General features: G+C 71.8%; 18 protein-coding genes, 2 pseudogenes and 1 riboswitch. Of the genes and pseudogenes, 12 read left to right on the top strand and 8 right to left on the bottom strand.

The window, feature by feature from the left end; all coding sequences use genetic code 11:
• Nucleotides 1-2 precede the first annotated feature (2 nt).
• The gene (locus tag ACIBJF_RS14435; RefSeq protein ID WP_399174030.1) at nucleotides 3-1,046 is read right to left on the bottom strand and encodes a bifunctional class I SAM-dependent methyltransferase/NUDIX hydrolase; all 1,044 of its coding nucleotides are present in this window, start codon (nucleotides 1,044-1,046) and stop codon (nucleotides 3-5) included.
• A 152-nt stretch (nucleotides 1,047-1,198) separates the two neighbouring features.
• Between ACIBJF_RS14435 and ACIBJF_RS14430 the strand changes: the two genes are divergently transcribed.
• The 4 genes from ACIBJF_RS14430 (at nucleotide 1,199) to ACIBJF_RS14415 (ending at nucleotide 5,671) form a co-directional block, all read left to right on the top strand.
• Nucleotides 1,199-2,014 (top strand): LytR/AlgR family response regulator transcription factor, encoded by an 816-nt coding sequence (locus ACIBJF_RS14430; RefSeq protein WP_399174029.1) that lies wholly within the window; start codon nucleotides 1,199-1,201, stop codon nucleotides 2,012-2,014.
• A 125-nt stretch (nucleotides 2,015-2,139) separates the two neighbouring features.
• The gene (locus ACIBJF_RS14425; protein WP_399174028.1) at nucleotides 2,140-2,511 is read left to right on the top strand and encodes a hypothetical protein; all 372 of its coding nucleotides are present in this window, start codon (nucleotides 2,140-2,142) and stop codon (nucleotides 2,509-2,511) included.
• Nucleotides 2,512-2,542: 31 nt separating this feature from the next.
• Nucleotides 2,543-4,279, top strand: coding sequence for a cation acetate symporter (locus tag ACIBJF_RS14420; RefSeq protein ID WP_399174027.1), 1,737 nt, complete (start codon nucleotides 2,543-2,545; stop codon nucleotides 4,277-4,279).
• Nucleotides 4,280-4,471: 192 nt separating this feature from the next.
• The gene (locus tag ACIBJF_RS14415; protein WP_399174026.1) at nucleotides 4,472-5,671 is read left to right on the top strand and encodes a sensor histidine kinase; all 1,200 of its coding nucleotides are present in this window, start codon (nucleotides 4,472-4,474) and stop codon (nucleotides 5,669-5,671) included.
• A 69-nt stretch (nucleotides 5,672-5,740) separates the two neighbouring features.
• On the opposite strand, the gene ACIBJF_RS14410 is transcribed toward ACIBJF_RS14415, so the two are convergent.
• Nucleotides 5,741-6,505, bottom strand: coding sequence for an alpha/beta hydrolase (locus ACIBJF_RS14410; RefSeq protein WP_399174025.1), 765 nt, complete (start codon nucleotides 6,503-6,505; stop codon nucleotides 5,741-5,743).
• Nucleotides 6,506-6,766: 261 nt separating this feature from the next.
• A riboswitch (cobalamin riboswitch) is annotated at nucleotides 6,767-6,903 on the top strand.
• 35 nt (nucleotides 6,904-6,938) lie between these two features.
• Here ACIBJF_RS14410 and ACIBJF_RS14405 point away from each other — a divergent pair.
• Both ACIBJF_RS14405 and ACIBJF_RS14400 read left to right on the top strand, forming a co-directional pair.
• Nucleotides 6,939-7,160 (top strand): CbtB-domain containing protein, encoded by a 222-nt coding sequence (locus tag ACIBJF_RS14405; RefSeq protein ID WP_399174024.1) that lies wholly within the window; start codon nucleotides 6,939-6,941, stop codon nucleotides 7,158-7,160.
• A gap of 21 nt (nucleotides 7,161-7,181) precedes the next feature.
• Nucleotides 7,182-7,934, top strand: coding sequence for a CbtA family protein (locus ACIBJF_RS14400; RefSeq protein ID WP_399174023.1), 753 nt, complete (start codon nucleotides 7,182-7,184; stop codon nucleotides 7,932-7,934).
• 64 nt (nucleotides 7,935-7,998) lie between these two features.
• Here ACIBJF_RS14400 and ACIBJF_RS14395 read toward each other — a convergent pair whose 3' ends face one another.
• Both ACIBJF_RS14395 and ACIBJF_RS14390 read right to left on the bottom strand, forming a co-directional pair.
• Nucleotides 7,999-8,580 (bottom strand): histidine phosphatase family protein, encoded by a 582-nt coding sequence (locus ACIBJF_RS14395; protein WP_399174022.1) that lies wholly within the window; start codon nucleotides 8,578-8,580, stop codon nucleotides 7,999-8,001.
• Nucleotides 8,581-8,686: 106 nt separating this feature from the next.
• Nucleotides 8,687-9,130, bottom strand: a pseudogene (locus ACIBJF_RS14390) (DUF4185 domain-containing protein); the annotation flags it as partial.
• 182 nt (nucleotides 9,131-9,312) lie between these two features.
• Between ACIBJF_RS14390 and ACIBJF_RS14385 the strand changes: the two are divergent.
• The gene (locus ACIBJF_RS14385) at nucleotides 9,313-10,533 is read left to right on the top strand and encodes an RNA-guided endonuclease InsQ/TnpB family protein (protein WP_399174021.1); all 1,221 of its coding nucleotides are present in this window, start codon (nucleotides 9,313-9,315) and stop codon (nucleotides 10,531-10,533) included.
• 67 nt (nucleotides 10,534-10,600) lie between these two features.
• On the opposite strand, the pseudogene ACIBJF_RS14380 reads toward ACIBJF_RS14385, so the two are convergent.
• From ACIBJF_RS14380 to ACIBJF_RS14370, 3 genes and pseudogenes are all read right to left on the bottom strand, one after another.
• Nucleotides 10,601-11,263 (bottom strand): annotated as a pseudogene (locus ACIBJF_RS14380) (DUF4185 domain-containing protein); the annotation flags it as partial.
• Between the two features lie 157 nt (nucleotides 11,264-11,420).
• A complete protein-coding gene (locus ACIBJF_RS14375) occupies nucleotides 11,421-13,055 on the bottom strand; it encodes a fucose isomerase (protein ID WP_399174020.1) in 1,635 nt (544 codons plus the stop codon).
• Between the two features lie 143 nt (nucleotides 13,056-13,198).
• Entirely contained in the window at nucleotides 13,199-14,677 is a 1,479-nt protein-coding gene (locus ACIBJF_RS14370; RefSeq protein WP_399174019.1) for an FGGY-family carbohydrate kinase, read from the bottom strand.
• 248 nt (nucleotides 14,678-14,925) lie between these two features.
• Between ACIBJF_RS14370 and ACIBJF_RS14365 the strand changes: the two genes are divergently transcribed.
• The 4 genes from ACIBJF_RS14365 to ACIBJF_RS14350 all read left to right on the top strand — a co-directional run bounded on the left by ACIBJF_RS14365 (nucleotide 14,926) and on the right by ACIBJF_RS14350 (nucleotide 19,299).
• Entirely contained in the window at nucleotides 14,926-16,017 is a 1,092-nt protein-coding gene (locus ACIBJF_RS14365) for a glycoside hydrolase family 172 protein (protein WP_399174018.1), read from the top strand.
• A 108-nt stretch (nucleotides 16,018-16,125) separates the two neighbouring features.
• The gene (locus tag ACIBJF_RS14360; RefSeq protein ID WP_399174017.1) at nucleotides 16,126-17,493 is read left to right on the top strand and encodes an ABC transporter substrate-binding protein; all 1,368 of its coding nucleotides are present in this window, start codon (nucleotides 16,126-16,128) and stop codon (nucleotides 17,491-17,493) included.
• Nucleotides 17,490-18,452, top strand: a complete 963-nt coding sequence (locus ACIBJF_RS14355; protein WP_399174016.1) for a carbohydrate ABC transporter permease — start codon at nucleotides 17,490-17,492, stop codon at nucleotides 18,450-18,452. The genes ACIBJF_RS14360 and ACIBJF_RS14355 overlap by 4 nt, the downstream gene beginning before the upstream one ends.
• Nucleotides 18,442-19,299: a carbohydrate ABC transporter permease gene (locus ACIBJF_RS14350; RefSeq protein ID WP_399174015.1), complete on the top strand. Its 858-nt coding sequence runs from the start codon at nucleotides 18,442-18,444 to the stop codon at nucleotides 19,297-19,299. Before ACIBJF_RS14355 ends, ACIBJF_RS14350 begins: the two co-directional genes overlap by 11 nt.
• A gap of 107 nt (nucleotides 19,300-19,406) precedes the next feature.
• On the opposite strand, the gene ACIBJF_RS14345 is transcribed toward ACIBJF_RS14350, so the two are convergent.
• Complete coding sequence (locus ACIBJF_RS14345) at nucleotides 19,407-20,417, bottom strand: LacI family DNA-binding transcriptional regulator (RefSeq protein WP_399174014.1); 1,011 nt, start codon at nucleotides 20,415-20,417, stop codon at nucleotides 19,407-19,409.
• 278 nt (nucleotides 20,418-20,695) lie between these two features.
• Here ACIBJF_RS14345 and ACIBJF_RS14340 point away from each other — a divergent pair, with 278 nt between their 5' ends.
• Complete coding sequence (locus ACIBJF_RS14340) at nucleotides 20,696-21,661, top strand: cyclase family protein (RefSeq protein WP_399174013.1); 966 nt, start codon at nucleotides 20,696-20,698, stop codon at nucleotides 21,659-21,661.
• Nucleotides 21,662-21,683 lie beyond the last annotated feature (22 nt).

The raw sequence follows: 21,683 nt of genomic DNA, 5'->3' as shown, positions 1-21,683 counted from the left end.
GCTCAGCCGTCCGCCACCGGGTACCGGTGCACGGGCGGGAGCCCCGGCAGCAGACCGGGCCACATGACGTCCAGGACATGAGCGCTCGGCGTGAACAACGGCCCGCCGACCAACGGCAGGTCGTCGACGTCGTGCCACTCCCAGCGGTGGATCAGCCGCGGTTCGGTGACGAGGGGTTCGCCGGTGAAGGCGCTCACCCGGACGGCGGCCGTCACCCGGGGGATGCCGTGCACGGAGTCCATCAGGATCGCCCGCACCCGCGCATCCGCCGGGTCGGCCTTCAGGGACGTCTCCTCCTCCAGCTCGCGGACGGCCGCCGCGGCGAAGTCCTCGCCCGCGTCGTTCTTGCCGCCGGGCAACTCCCAGACGCCCCGCACCGACCAGCCCAGCAGCACCCGCCCCGCCCGGTCGGTGACGACGACCCCGGCGCCGGTCAGGGCGTGCGGGGACGGGCGGCCCTTGCCGGCGTACCCCGGTGCGGTGGGGGAGGGGTCGCGCAGGACGAGCAGCGCCAGGCCGTCGGCGTCGTGGCGATCGGCGGACGTCCAGCCGGTGCTGAGGAGGGCGATCTCCCGCTCGTCCAGGGCGATGCCGCGCCGCTCGTCCGGCACCGCGTCCGCGACCGGCGTGATCACACACAGTGCCCCGCCCGGGCGCAGCCGCTCGCGCAGCCGGTTGAGCACCCGGGTGCGGTCGCGGACGAAGGCCCAGCCGAGACGGACGGTGATCAAATCGTAGGCGGGGTGCGGAAGCCGGTCGAGGTCGTCCCGCTCGATGTCCAGGCGGCGGTACGTCACGCCGGCCGCGTTGGTGCGCCGGGCCCGCGTGAGCGCTGCCCCGGACCAGTCGACGGCGTCCACCCGGTAGCCGGATCCGGCCAGATGGCGGGCGAGTTCACCGAGTCCGCAGCCGATGTCCAGGGCGAGGCCCCCGGCCGGCGCCGGGACGTGCTCCGCCAGCAGCCGCCGCTCGGCCGGCCCCAGCTCACGGAACCGGCCGCCGCCTGCGTAGTGAGCGTCCCACTGCTCGCGCCGCACGAATTCCACCGCGCCTCCTCGGCCTGCTCTCCTCCACGGACTTCGGGATCCTCGCCCGGCCACGGCCGTCGTACACCACCGGCGTCCGCGTATCGACGCGGACGGCCGGGAAGGCCACCATGCACCGGGTAAGTGGTTGAAACGGGAAGGAGACAGCGGAGATGAGCGCCACCGACGCTCCCTTGCGTGTGCTGGCGGTGGACGACGAGGAGCCCGCGCTCGAGGAGCTGCTGTACCTGCTGAAGCGCGATCCCCGGGTCGGCACCGTGGTGCCCGCGGCGGGACCCACCGAGGCACTGCGCCGGCTCGGCCGGACCATGGCGGACGGCCCGGACGGCGAGGAAGCCGTCGACGTCGTCTTCCTCGACATCAACATGCCGGGACTCGACGGCCTCGAACTCGCCCGTCTGCTGGGCGCGTTCGCCGCGCCGCCGCTGATCGTCTTCGTCACCGCCCACGACGACTTCGCGGTCCGCGCCTTCGACCTCAAGGCCGTCGACTACCTGCTCAAGCCCCTGCGCAAGGAGCGCTTCGCCGAAGCCGTACGCCGGGTCGCCGAACTCGTCCGGGCCGGGCAGGGCCCCCGGCCGGCCGCCGCCCCCGCCGCGACCGCGCCCGGGCAGCCGCCCGCCTTCGGCGATCAGGTCCCTGTCGAACTGGGCGGGGTGACCCGGTTCGTGCCCATCGCCGACATCACCTATGTCGAGGCCCAGGGCGACTACGCGCGCCTGCACACCCCGCACGGCAGCCACCTGGTGCGCGTCGCGCTGTCCACCCTGGAGGAGCAGTGGCGCGCGCGCGGGTTCGTGCGCATCCACCGCAGCCGGCTCGTCGCACTCGGCCGCATCGAGGAACTCCGCCTGGACGGCGGCAACGTCACCGTACGGATCGGCGACCGCGTCCTCGCCGTGAGCCGGCGCAACGCCCGGGAACTACGGGACCTGCTGGCCAAACACGCTGCGGGCAGGGCCCGTTGAGCGACCCGAGCGGTCGCCGGGGTGACGGACCTGTGGCGATTCTCGTCCACCCGCTGTCTCGGCGGGGGCGCGCTGCGTACACTCGCCGCAGCACGAGGTGATCACCGCTGCGTCGGGAGTGCGTCATGGGTGCGGAATCCGTCCCTCGCAGAGAGGTGGTCACCGGGCGGCCGCGCCCCTTCGGCGGTACGGCCGCACCCCGCACGGCACCCGCGCCGCAGCCCGGATCCGAGGTGTACCCGGAGCAGTTGATACGACGTCAGATGAAGGCCGCCCTCGTCACCACGGCCCTCCTCGCCATCCTGCTGGGCCTGCTCCCCGTGCTCCTGCGCATCCTGCCGTTCGCCGACACCGCACCCCGCGTCCCCCTCGCCGTCTGGCTCCTCCTGGGCGTGGCGCCGTACCCCGCCCTGCTGGCCATCGGCGCCTGGTACGTCCGCCGCGCCGAGCGCAACGAGACCGGCCCGGCCGCCGACGCTCCCGCGGAACGCCCCTGACCATGCGCCGACTTACCGCCGGGGTCGGCCGGTGAACCAGACGTACGGCATCGTGGGCGTGACGGCCGTGATCCTCGCCACGGTCCTCGTCGGCGCGCTCGGACTGCGCATCTCCCGCACCACCTCCGACTTCTACGTCGCCTCCCGCACCGTCGCCCCCCGGCTCAACGCCTGCGCGGTCAGCGGCGAGTACCTGTCCGCCGCCTCCTTCCTCGGCGTCGCCGGACTCGTCCTCGCCCAGGGCGTCGACATGCTGTGGTTCCCCATCGGCTACACCGCCGGCTTCCTGGTCCTGCTGGCCTTCGTCGCCGCCCCGCTGCGCCGCTCCGGCGCCTACACCCTGCCCGACTTCGCCGAGGCCCGGCTGGAGTCCCGCGCGGTGCGGCGGATCGCCGGTGTGCTGGTCGTCGGCATCGGCTGGCTGTACCTGCTGCCCCAGCTGCGCGGCGCCGGCCTGACCCTGCGGCTGCTCACCGGCGCACCCGGCTGGCTCGGCGGTCTGGTCGTCGCCGCCGTGGTGACCGCGGCCGTCGCCGCCGGCGGGATGCGCAGCATCACCTTCGTCCAGGCCTTCCAGTACTGGCTGAAACTCACCGCTCTGCTGGTGCCCGTGGTGTTCCTGCTGCTCGCCTGGCGCGGCGACAACGCCCCGGCACCCGCCTGGGACGACCGGCCGGTCTTCCACCGCTCCACCGAGGTGCGCGTCGACCGGCCCCTCACGTTCACCGTGCGCGAGCCGGTCCGGGTCACCGCGTCCGGCACCGTCGACGGCCGGGCGGTGCACGGGGATTCGCTGCGGCTCGGCGAGGGCCGGCACCGGATCGGCGCGCAGACCGCCCTGCGCTTCCCGGCCGGCGCCCGCGTCCCGCTGCCGGACCGCGCGGCCGACCGCGCCGCGCCCTCCAGCTGGGCCGAGCCACTGTCCTCCGAGCGCGAACAGCACGGCCTGTACGCCACCTACGGGCTGATCCTGGCCACCTTCCTCGGCACCATGGGCCTGCCGCACGTCGTCGTCCGCTTCTACACCAACCCCGACGGCCGCGCCGCCCGCCGCACCACCGTCAGCGTGCTCGCCCTGCTCGGCGCGTTCTATCTCCTCATCCCCCTGTACGGCATGCTCGGCCGCCTGTACGCCCCCGACCTGCTCCTGACCGGCGACACCGACGCGGCGGTCCTCGTCCTGCCGCAGCGGCTGCTCGGCGGGGTCGCCGGGGACCTGCTCGGCGCGCTGGTCGCCGGCGGCGCCTGCGCGGCGTTCCTCTCCACGGCGTCCGGGCTCACGATGTCCGTCGCGGGTGTCCTCGCCCAGGACGTCGTGCCCACGCTCGGCGTCCGCCACTTCCGGCTCGCCACCCTGCCCGCGATCGCGGTGCCGACCGCCGCCGCCGCCGTGGTCAGCGATTTGCCCGTGGCCGACGCGGTCGGACTCGCCTTCGCCGTCTCCGCGTCCTCCTTCTGCCCGCTGCTCGTCCTGGGCATCTGGTGGCGCGGCCTGACCCCGCCGGGCGCGATCGCCGGACTCGTCCTCGGCGGCGGCTCGGCGCTCACCGCGGTGACGGCCACCATCGTCGGCGGCGCTCGCTCCGGCTGGGTGCACACCCTGCTGGCCTGGCCCGCGGTGTGGTCCGTCCCCGTGGGCTTCGCCACGATGGTCCTGATCTCCCTGGCCACCCGCAGCCGCGTCCCACCCGGCACCGCCGCCACCATGGCCCGCCTCCACCTGCCCGAACCCCCGGCCCCCGCCCGCCCCGGACCGGCGACGACCTGACCGAGGAGCCGTTGTGCAGCCCAGCGACACAGCAAGACGACCTCCGGCGCCCGCCCGTCGCCCCGCCGGCGCCGCCGACGCGCGTGCCGGTCGACGGCACAGCGGAGGCGCGGGGCGGACCAGGCACACAACGGTCCGCGACCTGCCCCGGCACTCCACCACCCACCCCGCCGGCCCGAACCCGCGGCGCCGATGACCGCTCTCGGAACCGCGGCGCTCGTTCTGGCGGGGCTCGCGCTGTTCGTGCTCGGCGCCGCCCTCGGGCACGGGGCGGCGCGCCGGCAGCAGGAGCACACGGCCCACCACGAGGGGGCGCGCGCCCTGGCCCATGGCCTGCACACCGCCGCGCTCGCCGCGGCACCCCTGCGCGCCGGGCTCACCCCGGACACCGCCCGCAAGACCGTCCGCAGGCTGCGCCCCCTGCTCGGCACCCCCGCCCTCGCCCTCACCGGCGACACCACCGTGCTCGCCTGGGACGGCGCGGGCGAACACCACCGCGCGGAGGTGACGGCACAGCTCGCCCACCCACCCCGCGCCCGGACCTTCCCGCTGTCCTGCGACGACACCGGCTGCCCCGTCCGCTGGGGCGCCCTGGTGCCGCTCCCCGCCGACGGCAGCGCCCCCGGAGCCCTCGTCGTGCTCGCCGCCGACGAGTCCACCGCGCTCGTCCGGGCCGGCGAGGAAGCGGCCCGCCGGCTCTCCCTGGAACTCGAGCTCGCCGGCCTCGACCAGGCCCGCACCCGCGCCCACGAGGCGGAGGTCCGGGCCCTGCGCGCCCAGATCTCCCCCCACTTCATCTACAACTCCCTCGCGAGCATCGCCTCCTTCGTCCGCACCGACCCCGAGCGCGCCCGCGAACTCCTCCGGGAATTCGCCGACTTCACCCGCTACTCCTTCCGCCGCGGTGGCGACTTCACCACCCTCGCCGAGGAGCTGCGCTCCATCGAGCAGTACCTGGAACTCGCCCGTGCCCGCTTCGGCCGCCGTCTGAAGGTCACCCTGCGCATCGCCCCCGAGGTGCTGCCCGTGACGCTGCCGTTCCTGTGCCTGCAGCCCCTCGTCGAGAACGCCCTCAAGCACGGCCTGGAGGGGTCCGTGGAGCGCATCAGCGTCACGATCATCGCGGAGGACGAGGGCACCGAAGCCCTGGTCGTCATCGAGGACGACGGCATCGGCATGGAACCGGAACGCCTGCGCGCGATCCTGCGCGGCACGGCCGGCCCCGCCACCGGCATCGGCCTGAACAACGTCGACCGCCGGCTGCGCCAGGTCTACGGCGACGACCACGGCCTCGTCATCGAGACCGGCGTCGGAGCGGGCACGAAGATCACCCTCCGCGTCCCCAAGTTCCGCCCCGGCATCCGAGCCCGGCCCACAGGATTCACGGCCTAGGCGTATTGACCAGATCGGGGCCGCGCCGGCGGCGCCCGACCGGCAGGCCGGGCGCCGCCAACGCTCATGTCAGGCCCGCACGGCGGCCGTTCGGCCGAGATGCCGGGCGAAGAACCGGACCGCGCTGGCGGCCTCGAACCGAGGGAGCTCCTTGTGCTTGCCCGCGTTGGCGTGCAGGGTCTTCTCCTTCGAGGCGAAGGCGTCGAACAGCGCGAGCCCGGCCTCGCGCGGGATGTGCTCGTCGTCCCACTGCATGTCGTACTCGATCGGGATGGTGATCCGCTTCGCCTTCTCCGCCAGGACGTCGGGCCAGTGCTGGCCGAAGACCGCGGCCGTGATCCGGGGTTCGGCCGCCACCAGCGGCACGCCGATCGCGGTGCCCATGTTGATGCCGAAGTAGCCGACCGGCCCGCCGGCGCCGATTTCCGCAAGCTCCTGGAGGGCGTCCAGGGTCGCCTGCCACTCGGGCACGGCGAGCTCCGCGAGGTGGGCGTTGTAGCGGACGACGATCGGGCCTTCCGGCTCGCCCGCCGCCCTGGCCCGGTACAGCTCGGCGATCTCCTGCTCGTCGTGCGCCGTGCGCGGCCGGTCGCCGTGACCGGGCGCGTCGATGCAGGCGACGTGGAAGCCGCAGCCGGTCACCAGGAGTTCGGCGCGACCCGCCATCGCCGGATGCTTCTTGTGGTTGCCGCCGCCGTGGCCCAGCAGGACCAGGGGCGCACGGTCCGCGCCGGACGCGGGCGACCAGAGGACACCGGGGACCTGGCCCACGGTGAACTCGCGTTCGATCATGCCGTTGGAGGACGACTCGGCGGTGAACTTCAAAGATTCCATGGCGTGTTGCCTTTCGGGAGTGCCTGGTCTTCGAGGCGCTCCCGGCGACACCTACGTCGATCGCCCGACCGTGACGACGAGGGGGAGCACCCACACGAATACAGCGTTCATGGGTCTCACCTCCTCGGCCTGGTGCACGGTCGACTGCAACCTACCGGACGGGTCCTCAGCCCGCCCAACCCTTTTTCCCGCCCGTCTCCTGCCGTCCCACCTGGCGGGAGAGGAAGATCACTTGGGCGGGAGGCGGTCTTGGCCATGCGCGCGTCACGCGGTACGGTCGGTCCGATATCGACGACGGCGAAACGGAAGCCGGTGGGAATCCGGCACGGTCGCGCCACTGTATGCGGGCCCCAAGGGGCTCGTGAGTCAGACCCGTGGCCGTCGTCCTGTGCACCACCGAGATGGGACGCGAACTCCCAGAGGAGGTCCTGCCATGGCGCAGACCGTCGCCCAGCCGACAGCCACCACCCCCGCCGTTCCCGCCAAGCTGCCGCTGAAGGCGATTGCTCCCTGGGCGGTCTTCTTCGGCGTCCTCATGCTGGTCCTGCTCTACTTCGTCGGCGCCGAGCAGGGCGCCACCTCCGTGCTCAACGGCACGGGCGTCCACGAGTGGGTGCACGACGCCCGCCACCTGCTGGGCTTCCCCTGCCACTGACGCGAGGGTCGTCGCACGCCCATGAACTCCGCAACCGTACGGAACCTTCTCGTCCGGGGCATGCTCGCCGGCCTCGCGGCCGGAGTGCTCGCCCTGGTCGTGGCCTACGTTCTCGGTGAGCCGAACGTCGACAAGGCGATCAGCTTCGAGGAAGCCCACTCCCACGAGCACGAGATGGAGGTCGTCTCGCGCTCGCTGCAGTCGACCGCCGGCCTCGCCACCGGTGTCCTCGTCTACGGGGTCGCCTTCGGCGGCATCGGCGCGCTCGCCTTCAGCTTCGCCCTCGGCCGCGTGGGCCGCTTCGGCCCGCGCGCCACGGCACTGCTGCTGTCGGGCTGCGCGCTGCTCGCCGTGTACGTCGTGCCGTTCCTGAAGTACCCGGCCAACCCGCCGTCGGTCGGCAGCCCCGACACCATCGGCAAGCGGACCACCCTGTACTTCCTGATGATGCTGCTCGGCGTCCTGCTGGCGGTCGCCGCCACCATCCTGGGCAAGCGGCTCACCCCGCGCCTGGGCACCTGGTGGGCCACGGTGGCCGCGGTGGTCGCGTTCACCGTCGTGATCGGCCTGGCCTACCAGTTCCTGCCCGTCGTCAACGAGGTGCCCAAGGGCTTCCCGGCCACCCTGCTGTGGCGCTTCCGGCTCTCCGCCCTGGCAATCCAGACCACACTGTGGGCCGGATTCGGCCTCGTCTTCGGTGAGTTGGCCGAGCGGCTGCTGAACCCCAGGCCGACCACGGCCGCGGGCCGGCGAGCGGTCCCGGCCGCACACTGACTCGCCTCCATACGGCACAGGGCCCGACGGAACCCTCCGTCGGGCCCCATGCCGTTCTCCGTGCCTAATCGGCCTCCGGCGCGGCAAGCGGACGCCCCAGTCGCAGATTCCAGCGCCCGGCCCGGCCGCCGAGCGCGGTCACGGTCAGCGGCGGCACGTCGAGGCGCCAGAAGACCGCATCGGGCAGGCCCAGTGCGTCGACGACCGCCGCCCGCACCACCTCCGGTTCGGCCACCGCGACCGTACGACCCTGAAGCTCCTGCGCCTCGGCCAGCCAGCCCGCGACCCGCGCGCACAGGTCCCGCACGGACTCGCCCCCGTGCGGTGCGGACGCGGGGTCGGCGAGCCAGCGGCCCACCGCCTCCGGTTCGGCGGCCCCCACCTCGTCCAGGGTGCGCCCCCGCCAGCGACCCACGTCGAGGCCCGCCAACTCCCCTACCGGCACAGCGTCGAGGCCCAGTGCCGCGGCAGTCTCCCGGCAGCGGGTGCCGGGGGAGGTCAGGACACGGGCCGCGGAGGGCAGCGCGCCGGCCGCCGAACGGGCCCGTGCCGCGCCGCTCTCGTCGATCGAGCCGCCGTCGTCGAAGCGGGCCTGCCGCAGCGACGCGCTCATGGCGGGGGAGACGAGAAGCACTCGGCTGGTCATGTGATCCAGAAGTACCAGCATCCGCGTCGCTCACACAATCCGCGGGCTGGGGCAGGCCGGCGGTGACGGGCCTCCGGTTCCGCGACCGACGTGAACGTCCGGGTGCTCAGACGGCCAGACCGCTGATCCGGTACTGCATCACCCGGTAGTTCTGGTCGTCGTACCACTGGCTGACGTTGATGTTGAAGTCGCCGAACGTCGACCCGGGGACGATGAAGCCGCCGTACGGGCTGGCCACCGCGTTGCCGGACTCGTTGCCCGGGGTGGTAGGGACGATGATCGTCTGTTCCGGTGTGGTGAACAGGTTGCTGGTCGGGAGCGCGAAGACCTGGGCGCGGATGCCGAGGGGGTCCATGTTCAGCCAGGTCAGGGCGTATTTGCCGCCCATGGCGCGGAAGCAGATCTCGCCCCAGCGGCGGCGCGCCGTGATCGTCGTCGGATAGTTCCCCCAGGCCCAGGCGCCGTTCGCATAGCCCCACGGCTCGTAGGCCGCCGGGTCGCCCAGCCGGTCCTGGCGCACGCGGTGCAGCAGCAGGCCGGAGTCGACGTCACCGGGTTCCTCCGAGGATGCCCCGGCCTTCAGGCCGGGGAGGAATCGGACTCCTGCGGAGCAGGGCAGGGATAGCCGGATCGCCGTCAGGGCGATCCGGCGCCCCGCCCCGCACGGCGGTGACGTCGCCCACAATGATCAAGAACTCTCAACTGTCAGTCCTCCCGTGTAGGTTCGGATGCATGACGACAGAGGCAGCCACGAAGGAGACCGGGCATGCCCGGTACACCTTCCGTGTGCGCCTGTCGGCTACCGCGCGGCGCGCACTCGAAGCGGAGTGGGCGCGCTGCCGGTGGATCTGGAATGAGTGCGTCGCGAAGTCCCAGCAGGTTCACGCGCAGAGCCGGGCGACGGGCGAGAAGGTGACCTGTGGTCCGGGGCAGTTGGACAAGATGCTGACCCAGGCACGCGGGGCGACGCCATGGCTGGCTGAGGGCGCGTCGGTGCCGCAGCAGCAGGTGATACGCGACTTCGCCAGGTCCCGTGCCAAAGCGCTGAAGGACATCAAGGATCGGTTGCCGATGCACCGGCGGGCCGGGATGCCCAGGTGGAAGAAGAAGCGGGAGGCGCGGCCCAGCCTCAACTACACCAAGCGCGGTTTCCGCCTCAAGGACGGCCGCCTGCACCTTGCAGGCCAGATCGTGGTGACGGTGGTGTGGTCGCGGGACCTGCCGGCCGACCCGTCGAGTGTGCGCGTGTACCAGGACACGCTCGGACACTGGTACGTGTCCTTCGTCGTTCCCGCCCAGAGCGAACCGCTCGCCGCCACGGGGCGCGTCCTCGGGGTGGACTGGGGTGTGAAGGAGACCGCCACCACCACCGACGACGCCTACGATCTCCCGCATGCCGAGCACGGCAAGCGGGCCGCGCAGCGGCTCGCGAGGTACCAGCGGATGATGGCCCGGCGCCGACCTCCCAAGGGACGGCCCGCATCCGCCGGCTACCGGCAGGCGCAAGCCCAGGCGGCGAAGCTGCACAAGAAGATCGCGCGGCAGCGGGAGGACACCGCCCGCAAGTGGGCCAAGCGGGTGATGCGCGGCCACGACGGGGTTGCGGTGGAGGACTTCAGGCCGAGGTTCCTGGCGAAGACCACCATGGCCCGCAAGGCGGCCGATGCCGCCATCGCCGCGACGAAGCGTGCCCTGGTCGAGATGGGCCGCAAGCACGGGCGGGAGGTCCGTCTCGTGCACCCGGCGCACACCACGATGGACTGTGCCAAGTGCGGAGCGAGAACCAAGCACGCACTGCCTCTGTCGATGAGAACGTATGCCTGCACCGTGTGTGGAGCCGTGTCCCCCAGGGACAAGAACTCCGCCCGCGTGATGCTGGTCCGGGCAGGTTGGAACCCGGACGGTGTCGAGGGCGTAAGACCACCGGGGCCGCCGGCTCCGGTGGCGGCCTGAGCCGTAAATCCCCGCTCAGCCCCGGAGGGTGACCAATCCACTCCCTTCAGGGAGGGGAGCCTTCAAGGTTGAACACGGTCGACAGCACATAGCAGTAGCCGTCGTCCGCGACCGCGTACGTCTTCTGCTGGAACTGCCCGCCGTACTGGTCGCCCGGCCACAGGCACAGGTACTCCCAGGTCTCGCCGTTGTCCGTCGAGCGCCAGAAGTCCGAGTGGTCGGTCTGGTAGAGGACGCCCCGCATCAGGTGCATGTACATCGTGTCGCCGACGGTGAAGACGTCCGACGGGATGGCGGTCGTGTTGTTCTGGTGGCCCTCCGGGACCAGGCCCACGGCGTGCGCGCCGCCCACGCTGTCGTCGATGACCAGGTAGTCCGGGTCGGGTCGGCGGGCGCGCAGACCGACCGGGGCCCGCCAGTCCGGGCCGCCCACACCGGCGCCGTCGAAGGTGTCGCCGCAGACGAACAGCATGGTGCCGTCGGGGCAGGTGACGGGGATGCCGAGATCCGTCCACGGAGCGGAGAACCGGCCCGTCTCGTCCGGACCCGTGAGATTTCTGATCTTCGTGCCGGTGATGGTGGTGGCCTGGGCGGTGGCGGCGGCCGCCGGTGGCGCGCCCGCGGCAGGCACGGCCGCCGCCGTCGCCAGGCCCAGGCCGGCGGCGAGCAGCGTACGGCGGCTCTGGCCGTTCGCCGCTGGAGTGGGGGTGGGGCTAGGTGAGCCGGCCATGCTGAACTCCTCGGAATCGTGGGGCGTCCCGGTTCGCTTGCTCGGTCGTTCACGTGCCGGTTCGCGGTGCCCCGCCCGTACGGGGGGACGCCGGGCGGAACACCGCGAAGCTTTCGGGCGGGCGCACCGTCGCGCACACGGTCACCCGCCGACTCGGTTACAGCGTCACGTCCCCGCACAGGTGGACCTCGACGCCCAGCTCGGCGAAGAGGGCGGCCTTGGCGCGCAGCGCCTTGTCGGCCGTCTCCGCGTCGGGGGCGTAGGCCACGTTCAGGTGGTTGGCGCGGTGGCGGGCCATGAACTGGTCGCGGCTTACCCCGTGCAGCACCGCGTGCATGATCGGCCACTGCGGGGTGGTGGCCTCCAGCCGGCGCCGGGTCTCCTCCTCCGGCAGCTCGATCGCCGTGGCCCGGCCGAGGTCGACGTGCAGTCGGCCGTCCATCAGGAAGACCCGCGACCAGACGATCTCGCCGGGCTTGGAGACGCCGCTGAGCGTGCCGCCGCCGAGCGGGAAGTACATCGGGGGCTGCCGCATGCTGTACGACTTGTGGTAGCCGCCGTTGTGGGAGGCGGGCACCGAGCCGGAGATCTCGAAGACCCACACGAACCGGCCGTCGTACTCCTCGCCCCAGCGGATGTCGTGCAGCGTGGTGGCCGGGTCGAGGCCCATCGCCGTCCAGATGCGGTTGGTGACCAGCGAGTCGACGGCGACGCCCTCGTCCACTTCGTTGAAGTGCGGCAGCGGCGCGCCGGCGTACAGCTCGCGGGCACCGTCACGGCTGAACACCGGCGGGCGCTGGACGTTGTTGAGCAGACCCTCGGCGAGGTCGCTCGCCGGGACGGTGTCCTTCAGACCCTGCTGGTACTGGATGCCGACCGCGTCGAGCCCGAAGTCGTCGGCGATGCGCAGCGCGGCTATGTACATCTTGAACTGGCTGAGCAGCTGGGCGTCGGTGAGCTCGGTGGCCTCGTCGGTACCGGTGTGGAAGGTCATCCCGGCGTGGTCGAGCCAGGCGCGGACCGCCTGCGCCTCCTCGTCGGAGACCTTGTTCATCTCCGCGACCAGGGCGCTCTGCGACAGCCGCTCCTTGTAGATGCCGAGCGGGTTGAGGAACTCGTCGTCGATGATGGCGTTGTACATGCCCATGCAGCCCTCGTCGAAGACACCGATGATCGCCTTCTCGTCGCGCAGCTGCCGGGCCAGGGCCACGCCGAGTTCGGTCTCGGGGTCCTCGGACAGGGCCGGCATCGGCCGGACGTGGCCGACGTCGTGGGTGAGGGTGCCGGTCTCTAGCCAGGTGCGCAGGCCGTCGCGGGCCCAGTCGTCGGTGAAGTCGGCGCTCCACAGCACGGAGTACGCGCGCCCGGCCTTGGTGAGGCTGCCGGCGAGGTTCAACAGGCCCACCAGGCCGGGGAACTCACCGCTCCAGTTGGCGACGACCAGGATCGGTCCGCGGTGGTCGCGCAGCCCGGCCAGGACGTGGTGGCTGTACTGCCACACACCCTCCACGACGATCAGCGGCGCGTCCTTCGGCAGGGTCTTGAACACCTCGATGCCGGCGCGCTGGCTGTCGATGAAGCCGTGCCCCTTGGTCGCGTCGAAGGCGTGGCCACGGCTCACCTGCCAGCCGAGGTCGCTCAGCGCCGCGGCGAGGTCCTTCTCCAGCTTCTCCTGGGTCGGCCAGCAGGTGACGTTGGCGGCGGGGCGCAGGTCACCACTGGCCACGGTGTAGACGGTGTTCGGCTCGGCGGTGGCCGGCCGGTTCGGGACGGGCAGCGTGTACGAGGTCATGCGATCTCCGTTGGGGGTGTGCGTTTGACAGCCGCCTTCCGGCCGACCGGGTCGGCCGGAAGGCGGGCAAAGGCCGGGGGTCCAGGGGGCGAGCCCCCTGGCGGGGTTCAAAGGGCGGAGCGCCTTGCCGGACGCGGACGGGCTCAGCGCTCCTGGAGCGGCGCCAGGGCGTGCACGGTCGCCGACGTCTCCCGGTACAGCCGCCGGTAGAGGCCGTACAGCTCGTCGTAGCGGTGCCGGTGCTCCGCTCGGGGCGTCACCGTCCGGTGCACCGGGTTCCAGTCGTCGATGTCGGCGTCCCCGACGAGCTGGGCCGCGAGCAGGGCGCCGCCGTAGCCGGCGCCGATCGTGGTGGTGCGCAGCTCCTGCGGCCGGCCGGTGATGTCGGAGACGATCTGGGTCCACAGGTCGCCCTGGGTGCCGCCGCCGACGGCGACCACCCGGCGGATGTCGCCGCCCGCCTCCTCGATGGCCTCGATGTTGTGGCGCACCCCGAATCCGGTGGCCTCCAGCGCGGCCCGGTACAGGTCGCCGCGGGTGTGGGACAGGGTGAGTCCGGCGATCACACCGCGGGCGTCCGGGTCCATGATCGGAGTGCGCTCGCCGGAGAAGTACGGGAGCATCAGCAGCCCGCCCGCGCCGGGCCCCGACTCGGTGGCCAGTCGGGTCAGTTCGGCGTGGTCGCCGTCGGCGAACAGATCGCGCAGCCAGTTGGTGACCGCGCCGGAGGTGGCCATGCCGCCGGCCAGGTTGCGGGTGCCGGGCAGGGCGCCGACCGTGCCCCACAGCGACGGGCTGGTGAGCGGCTTGGGCACGGTGTGGATCAGAAACATGGTCGTGCCATACATGAGCATCAGGTCACCGGTGCGCTGTGCGCCGACGCTGAGGGCCTCGGCCCAGGCGTCGATGGTGCCGGTGGTGACGGGGATCCCGGCCGGCAGGCCGGTCGCCGCGGCGGCCTCGGCGGTGACCGTGCCGGCCGCCTCGCCGGACCAGTGCAGCGGGGGCAGTTCGATGCCGGGGGCCACGTCGGCCGCCCAGGGGCCGTACCACTCGCCGGCGAGCGTGTCGTACAGCGGAGTGCACTGGCTCGCCGAGTGGTGGTCCAGCACGTAGGTCCCGGTGAGCTTGCGGACCAGCCAGGAGCTGGGCATGTACAGGCGGCGGGCGCGGGCGTAGACCTCGGGCTCCTCCTCGGCGACCCAGGCGATCTTCGGCCCGGCGGCCTGGGTGGTGAGGGCGGAACCGCACCGGCGCATGATCTCCTCGGCGCCCAGCCGTTCCTCGACGCGGCCGATCTGGCCGACCGAGCGGGTGTCGACGCCGTAGAGGATCGCGGCGCGCACCGGGGTGTCGCGCTCGTCGGTGAGCAGGACGCACGGACCCATGCCGCTGACCCCGACCGCGAGCACGGTGGTGTCGCCCGGGCCGGTCAGCTCGGCGGCGATTTCGGTGAACTCGCGCCACCACACGGAGGCGTCCATCTCGAAGCGGCCGGGACCCGGTCTGGTGGGGGTGTGCTCCCGCACGGCCGAGCGGATCAGGGTGCCGTCGAGGCCGACGAGGACGCCCTTGCTGCTCGATGTGCCGATGTCCACACCGATGACTGCGTTGCGAGGCATGACGAGCACGCTCGCAGAAATCGATTTCAGCGTCAAGAGGCCGCGCAGAGCTGGGCCTTGCGGCTGGACGCAGCCGGGCAAGCCGTACAAGACGGGCATGGCGGGGCTGATGAGGTGCGCGGGGATCTCACCCCTTGACACCCCCTGATGTCGGCCCTACTTTTCGCTGAAATGGATTTCAAAGGGCTGCGCGGCCCGGCTCCGGGCCCGCCCCGTACCCCACCCCACCCATGAAGGCACAGAACACGATGACGACCTTTGGACTCGACGGCATCTCCCGCAGGACCCGTGCCGTGAGCCGTTCCATCAGCGCCGAGAACTTTGATGGTGCCAAGTCAGGCGGCGGCCGCGCCACCGAGGGCACCGGCGCGGTCGCGGCGAGCAGGCTGGGGCCGGGCTGGAAGATCTCCCCGAGCATCGACATCGCCGCCGGCGAGACCGCCGTGCTCGCCGACATCGAGGGGCCGGGCACCATCCGGCACCTGTGGTGCACCACCGACCCGCACACGGCCTGGCGGGGCACCCTCCTGCGGATGTACTGGGAGGGCGAGGAGACCCCCGCCGTCGAGGTCCCGCTCGGCGACTTCTTCTGCAACGGCTGGAACACCTTCAGCCAGGTCTCGTCCGTGCCCGTCGCCGCCAACCCCAACGGCGGTTTCAACGCGTACTGGCCCATGCCGTTCCGCCGCCGCGCGCGCATCACCCTGGAGAACCTGACCGCCGAGAAGGTCACCCTCTACTACCAGGTCGACTACGAACTCGACGAGGTCGGCGAGGACGCCTCCTACTTCCACGCCCAGTGGCGGCGCAGCCACCCGGTGCCGTACGGCGAGGTGCACACCCTGCTCGACGGGGTCACCGGCGCCGGCAGCTACGTCGGCACCTATCTCGCCTGGGGCGTCAACAGCCCCGGCTGGTGGGGCGAGGGCGAGTTCAAGTTCTACCTCGACGGCGACGACGAGTTCCCGACGATCTGCGGCACCGGCACCGAGGACTACTTCGGCGGCGCCTGGAACTTCGACGTCCCCGGGCAGGGCTACACCGCCTACACCACCCCCTACCTGGGCCTGAACCAGATCCTGCGCCCCGACGGGCTCTACCGCAGCCAGCAGCGCTTCGGGATGTACCGCTGGCACGTCCTCGACCCCGTCCGCTTCTCGCAGGACCTGCGCGTCACCGTGCAGAGCCTCGGCATCGGCCCCGGCCAGGGCAACGGTCTGCCGCACCGCTACCGGCACACCAGCGACGACATCGCCAGCACCTCGCTCTTCTACCTGGACGCCCCGAGCTCGGCCTCCCGTCCGGCCACGCCGGACCTGCTGACCCTCGAAGTCGACTGAGCCGCCTCCCCCACCGAAAACCCCGCACCCCCGTCCCACCGACAGCCCCCCACGCCCGTCCCACCTCGAGTTCTCCCACGCCCATCCCACTCCGACAGGAGCGCACGCATGCTCCAGCACGGCAACGAAGCCGGGCGCCCGGCCGCCACGTCACGCCGGCGATTCCTCACCGCGGCGGCGGGCGCCGGCGCGGCCCTCGCCTCCCCGGCCCTGCTCACCGGTTGCGGCACGGCACAGGCGAAGGGGGGCAACCTCCAGTTCTGGAACTTCTACGGCCCCCAGCGCTCGCCCGACCCCGCGATCAACGCCCAGTCCAAGTGGTTCGTGGACATGGTCGCCGCGTGGAACCGCACCCACAAGCAGCAGATCGACCTCGTCTACGTGCCGATACAGACGTACCTCAACGGCTTCAAGCTCCCGTCCGCCTTCGCCACCGGCGAGGGCCCGGACATCTTCCTGCTCTCGCCCGGCGACTTCCTGCGCTACTACAACGGCGGTGTCCTCGCGGACCTCACCCCGCACATGGACAAGGCCGCCATCGACGACTACGGTTCGGCACTCGACAGCCGCAAGGTCGACGGCAAGGTCTACGCCCTGCCGATGGAGATCGAGCCGCTGGCCATGTTCTACGCCCAGGACGTGTGGGAGAAGGCCGGCCTGTCCGAGGCCGACATCCCCACCACCTGGGACCAGATGCTCGACATCGGCGACAAGCTGCGCACGAAGACCCGGGCGGGTCTGGTCTTCGAGACCAACCCCGGCTACTACCAGAACTTCACCTGGTACCCGTGGATGTGGCAGGGCGGCGGCGACGTCCTGGACCACCGGGGCGAGGTCGTCTTCGACTCCAAGGCCACCCGCCAGGCCCTCGCGCTGTGGCAGGACGCCGTGAGCCACGGCATCGCCCCGCGCACCGTCCCCGCCGCCGGCGACGTGATCGGCGGCTTCAAGGGCGGCAACGTCGCCATGTGGCAGCAGGGCATCTGGAACGTCTCCAGCTTCAAGGCGTTCGCTCCCAAGTACCGCTACGGCATCTTCAAGCTGCCCGTCCCGGCGGGCGGCAAGTACGTCACCACGCTCGGCGGCTGGTCCTTCTGCGCCAACGCCCAGGGCCGCAACCCCGAGGCGGCGGCCGAGTTCTGCGTCTGGGCGCTCGGGTCCATGAAGGACGACTCGATCAACCGGATGGTCGACTGGTGCGTGGGCGCCAAGTCCGACGTGGCGCCGCGCGCCAGCGCCCTGGAGCGGGGCGCCGCCAAGGGCGGCTACGACTCCGAGATCATGAAGAAGTTCAAGGACGAGATCTTCCCCGGCGGGCGCGCCGAGCCGCGCTACCCCCCGGTCGTCTACAAGGCGATCTCCGACGCCATCCAGGGCACCATGCTCGCCGGCCGCGGTGTGGCCGGCGAGGCGGCCAGAGCCGCCCAGTCCATCGCTGCGTACACCAAGAGCTACAAGGGGGCGAGCCTGATATGAGCAGCGTCGCCGCACAACAGCGCCGGCGGGCCGCGGCCCCGGCGCAGGCACCCGCCTCCGCGGACACGCCGAGACTCAGCCGCAAGCACCGCGAATGGCTGGCCGCGGGCCTCTTCCTCGCGCCCGACGTGCTGGGCCTCCTGGTCTTCGTCGCGATCCCGATGGTCCTCTCCATCGCCCTGAGCTTCTTCCAGGTCAGCGGCTTCGGCTCGTACAAGTGGATCGGGCTCGGCAACTACGAGCGGATGATGCACGACCCGCTGTTCTGGGACTCGATGAAGATCACCGGCGAATACGTCGTGATCCTCGTCCCCGTCCTGTTCTGCGTGAGCCTCGGCCTCGGCCTGCTGGTGAAGCAGAAGCTGCCCGGCGTCGGCGTCTACCGCACCGCGCTCTTCCTGCCGTACGTGATCAGCCTCGTGGTGGTCGGCGTGCTGTGGAAGTTCCTGCTCGACGAGCAGACCGGCGCGGTCAACCGGGCCATGCGGGCGGCCGGCTTCGACGGCGAGTCCTGGCTCGGCAGCCCCTCCTTGGCCCTCGGCTGCGTCATCGCGGTCATGGTCTGGGTGATGATGGGCTACTACATGATCATCTTCCTGGCGGGGCTCCAGGAGATCCCCAAGGAGTTCTACGAGGCCGCGAAGCTGGACGGCGCCGGACCGTGGACCACCTTCCGCACCATCACCTGGCCGCTGCTGCGCCCCACCAGCTTCTTCGTCCTGCTGATGTCGACGGTCGCCGCCATCACCGGTGGCCTCGACCTGATCTTCGTCCTGACCAACGGCGGCCCCGCCAACGGCACGTCCCTGGCGATCTTCTACATCTACCAGCAGGCCTTCGGATTCGGCGAGTTCGGCTATGCGTCGGCCATGGGCTCGTTCCTGGTACTGATCATGGTCGTGATCTCCGCCGTGATCTTCAAGCTCACGAGAGGCGGGAGGTTCGACGATGGCGAGTGACGCCCTGACGACCCGGGCCGGCCGGGAGGGCGGACGCCGGCCGCGCTCCTCACGCGCCGGACTGACGGCCCTGGCCGTGGTCCTGTCGCTGATCAGCATCTTCCCGGTGCTGTGGATGGTCACGTCGTCCTTCAAGTCCCGGGCCACCGTCACCGACGGCAACCTGATCCCGAAGGACTTCACCTTCGACAACTTCGTCTACGTCTTCACCGAGGTCCCCTTCGGCCGCTACCTCTGGAACAGCTTCTTCATCTCCGCGGTGATCACCGTCGTTGCGCTGTTCTTCCACTCCACGGCCGCCTACGCGCTCGCCCGGCTGCGCTTCCCGGGCCGCGAGAAGCTCTTCGGCGCGATCTTCGCCACCCTGCTGGTCACGGCCCCTGTCGTGCTGATCCCGCTGTTCCTGGTCGCCCGTGAGCTGGGCCTGCTCAACAGCTACGCCGGCCTGATCATCCCGGCCATCTTCAACGCCTTCGGCATCTTCCTGCTGCGCCAGTTCTACCTGGGGCTGCCCAAGGAGCTGGAGGAGGCGGCGATCGTCGACGGCTGCGGCCACTGGCGGGTGTACTGGAACATCGTCCTGCCGATGTCCCGGCCCATCCTCTCGGCCCTGGCGATCTTCTTCTTCCTCGCCAACTGGAACGCCTTCGTCTGGCCGCTGGTCGCCACCAACGACCAGTCCCTGACGGTGGTCCAGCTCGGCATCGCCTCGTTCCAGACGCAGTACGGCTCCAACTGGAACTACATCCTGGCGGCGGCCACGGTCGCGGCACTGCCCATGCTGGTGCTGTTCTTCGTCTTCCAGCGGCAGATCGTGGAGTCGATCAAGACGTCCGGACTGAAGTAGCTCCGGACCCTGCCGTGGGCCCGGGCGTGCGGCGGCGCAGGGCCCACGAACAAGGGCGCGGTACCGGTCACCCGACCGGTACCGCGCCCTTCGCGCGTCCGGCCGGCTCACGGCCCGGCGGTGCTCTCCCGCACCTGGAGCTTGGTGCGCAGCACCACGGTCTGCAGCGGCGACGGCTTGCCCTCGATGCGCTGCAGCAGCAGATCGGCGGCGGTACGGCCCAGCTCGTACGACGGCAGCTCGACGGCGGTCAAAGAGGGCCGCAGCAGCGACGCCCACGGCACGTCGCCGAAGGACAGCACCCCGAGGGCCGGGGGAGTGCGCCCGACCTCGCGCAGCGCGTCCAGGACACCGATCGTCATGAGGTTGTTGGCGACGAAGACGGCGTCCGGCGGCTCGGGCAGCGCCAGCAGCTCGCGCATCGCGGCCCGGCCGCCCTCGACCCGGAAGTCGGCGTGCCGCACGTAGGCGTCCCCGGCCTGGGCGGCGTCGCCCGCGGAGTACAGCGCCATGCGGTACCCGGCGAGGCGCTCCTCGGACGTGGAGGCGCCCCGGGGGCCGGTGATGCAGGCGATCCGGCGGTAACCGGCCTGCAGCAGATGACGGGTGGCCACCTCGCCGCCGTGCTGGTTGTCCACCTGTACGGCGTCCACCTCGGCCGCGTGCGGCCGCCGGTCCACGGCCACCACGGGCACGCCCCGGGCGTTCAGCGGCGCGAGGTCCGTCTCGTCCTGCGAGGCCGCGGCCACGATCACACCGGCCATCTGCTCGCCGAGCGCGACCTCCAGGTAGCGGCGTTCCTTGTCGGTGTCCTCGTCGGAGTTGCACAGGACGACCGAGAAGCTGGTGCGCTGTGCGGCGTCCTCGACCCCGCGGGCGAGCGAGGTGAAGAAGGGGTTCTCGATGTCCGGGATGATCAGGGCGATCACGCTGGACTGCTGCTTTCGCAGCGACCGGGCCAACCGGTTCGGCGCGAAGCCGAGGGCCGCGGCGGCCTGCTGGACGGACCGGGCGCGTTCCGGCGTGACCTTGCCGCCGTTGAAGACACGCGAGACCGTCGCCGGGGACACCCCGGCGGCCCGCGCCACGTCATGGATCGTCACCAACTGAGTGCGCATCCTTTCACCCGTGTGTGATAACACCCTACCCCGCGTCTGAAAAGGATTTCATCCCCGAATTGAGCCCAGGACGGGGCAGATGGGACGGGCGGCGCGGGGCGGACATGCGGGGCCCGTGGCCGAGTGGTGCAATGACGGCAGGGCGTCCCCGAGTTCGACGCACGCCGGAGCACGCTTGCCGCCCGGCCCGGGCGGAGAGCCGGCACGGCGGCGGGCAGGGCGGCCGTGCCGGCGGAACCGCTGCCGCCCGTCCGTGCCGAGCCCCGGAGGAGTTCCCGATGACCCCGCACCAGCGGCCCGCTCCCACGCACTCCCCGCCGCCGCGGACCCTGTCCGAAGCGGACTTCCGCGACCTGTACCACCGGCTGAGGGAGCAGGCCCTCGACGGCGGGGACCGGCGGCGTGGCGCACTGGACCGGATGACCCCGGAGCGGGTGGTGGCGGCCGCCGCCGAGGTCCGGTCGGGGCGCACCGTGTCGCTGGCCGCGCCCGTCGAGACCCGGTCCGGCCCGGACAGCCCGGAGCCCGCGTCCCATCGGATGACGGCACCGACGCGCCGGGAGGCCTACGGGCACGGCCTCGACTTCGCGCGTGACCGCTTCGCCATGAACGTGCACGGCGACGTCGACAGCCACCTCGACGCCCTGTGCCACGTGATCTTCGACGGCGAGCTGTACGGCGGCATCCCGGCGAGCACCGTGACACCGGACGGCGCCGGGGCGCTCACCCTCGATCTGGTGCGCGACGGCATCGTGGGACGCGGAGTCCTCCTCGACATCCCGCGCCTGCGCGGTGTCCAGTGGCTCGAGCCCGGCGATCAGGTGACCGCCGAGGACCTCGTCGCGGCCGAGACCGCCCAGCGGACCACCGTCGGACCGGGTGATCTGCTGTTCGTGCGCGTGGGGCACCGCCTGCGGCGGCGGACCCTCGGGGCCTGGGACGTGACGCGGGCCAGGGCGGGTCTGCATCCGACGGCGATGCGCTTCCCGGCCGAGCGGCGCGTGTCCGTCCTGGGGTCGGACGGCAACAGCGACGCCGCGCCGAGCGCGGTCGCCGAGGTCGCGTTCCCCGTGCATGTGCTGGCCGTCAACGCTATGGGGCTGCACCTGCTGGACTACCTGGACTTCGAGGACCTGGCGGAGGTGTGCGAACAGCAGGGGCGCTGGCACTTCCTGTGCGTGGTCGCCCCGCTGCGGCTCCCGGCGGCGACCGGATCCCCGGTGAACCCGATCGCCGTCCTGTGACCGCACCGGTGCGCGGCTCGAT

It is taken from the genome of Streptomyces sp. NPDC050743 (assembly GCF_044456925.1).
In the GTDB taxonomy this organism is placed as follows: domain Bacteria; phylum Actinomycetota; class Actinomycetes; order Streptomycetales; family Streptomycetaceae; genus Streptomyces.
This window is presented reverse-complemented; position numbering and strand designations above follow the sequence as displayed.

Excerpts from the sequence above, each read along its gene's own strand:
- ACIBJF_RS14365 (WP_399174018.1), top strand. The coding sequence starts at position 14,926 with ATGACGACCTTTGGACTCGACGGCATCTCCCGCAGGACCCGTGCCGTG.
- ACIBJF_RS14410 (WP_399174025.1), bottom strand. The coding sequence starts at position 6,505 with ATGGAATCTTTGAAGTTCACCGCCGAGTCGTCCTCCAACGGCATGATC.
- ACIBJF_RS14375 (WP_399174020.1), bottom strand. The coding sequence starts at position 13,055 with ATGACCTCGTACACGCTGCCCGTCCCGAACCGGCCGGCCACCGCCGAG.
- ACIBJF_RS14405 (WP_399174024.1), top strand. The coding sequence starts at position 6,939 with ATGGCGCAGACCGTCGCCCAGCCGACAGCCACCACCCCCGCCGTTCCC.
- ACIBJF_RS14340 (WP_399174013.1), top strand. The coding sequence starts at position 20,696 with ATGACCCCGCACCAGCGGCCCGCTCCCACGCACTCCCCGCCGCCGCGG.
- ACIBJF_RS14415 (WP_399174026.1), top strand. The coding sequence starts at position 4,472 with ATGACCGCTCTCGGAACCGCGGCGCTCGTTCTGGCGGGGCTCGCGCTG.
- ACIBJF_RS14345 (WP_399174014.1), bottom strand. The coding sequence starts at position 20,417 with ATGCGCACTCAGTTGGTGACGATCCATGACGTGGCGCGGGCCGCCGGG.
- ACIBJF_RS14370 (WP_399174019.1), bottom strand. The coding sequence starts at position 14,677 with ATGCCTCGCAACGCAGTCATCGGTGTGGACATCGGCACATCGAGCAGC.
- ACIBJF_RS14350 (WP_399174015.1), top strand. The coding sequence starts at position 18,442 with ATGGCGAGTGACGCCCTGACGACCCGGGCCGGCCGGGAGGGCGGACGC.
- ACIBJF_RS14395 (WP_399174022.1), bottom strand. The coding sequence starts at position 8,580 with ATGACCAGCCGAGTGCTTCTCGTCTCCCCCGCCATGAGCGCGTCGCTG.
- ACIBJF_RS14400 (WP_399174023.1), top strand. The coding sequence starts at position 7,182 with ATGAACTCCGCAACCGTACGGAACCTTCTCGTCCGGGGCATGCTCGCC.
- ACIBJF_RS14430 (WP_399174029.1), top strand. The coding sequence starts at position 1,199 with ATGAGCGCCACCGACGCTCCCTTGCGTGTGCTGGCGGTGGACGACGAG.
- ACIBJF_RS14360 (WP_399174017.1), top strand. The coding sequence starts at position 16,126 with ATGCTCCAGCACGGCAACGAAGCCGGGCGCCCGGCCGCCACGTCACGC.
- ACIBJF_RS14385 (WP_399174021.1), top strand. The coding sequence starts at position 9,313 with ATGACGACAGAGGCAGCCACGAAGGAGACCGGGCATGCCCGGTACACC.
- ACIBJF_RS14355 (WP_399174016.1), top strand. The coding sequence starts at position 17,490 with ATGAGCAGCGTCGCCGCACAACAGCGCCGGCGGGCCGCGGCCCCGGCG.
- ACIBJF_RS14425 (WP_399174028.1), top strand. The coding sequence starts at position 2,140 with ATGGGTGCGGAATCCGTCCCTCGCAGAGAGGTGGTCACCGGGCGGCCG.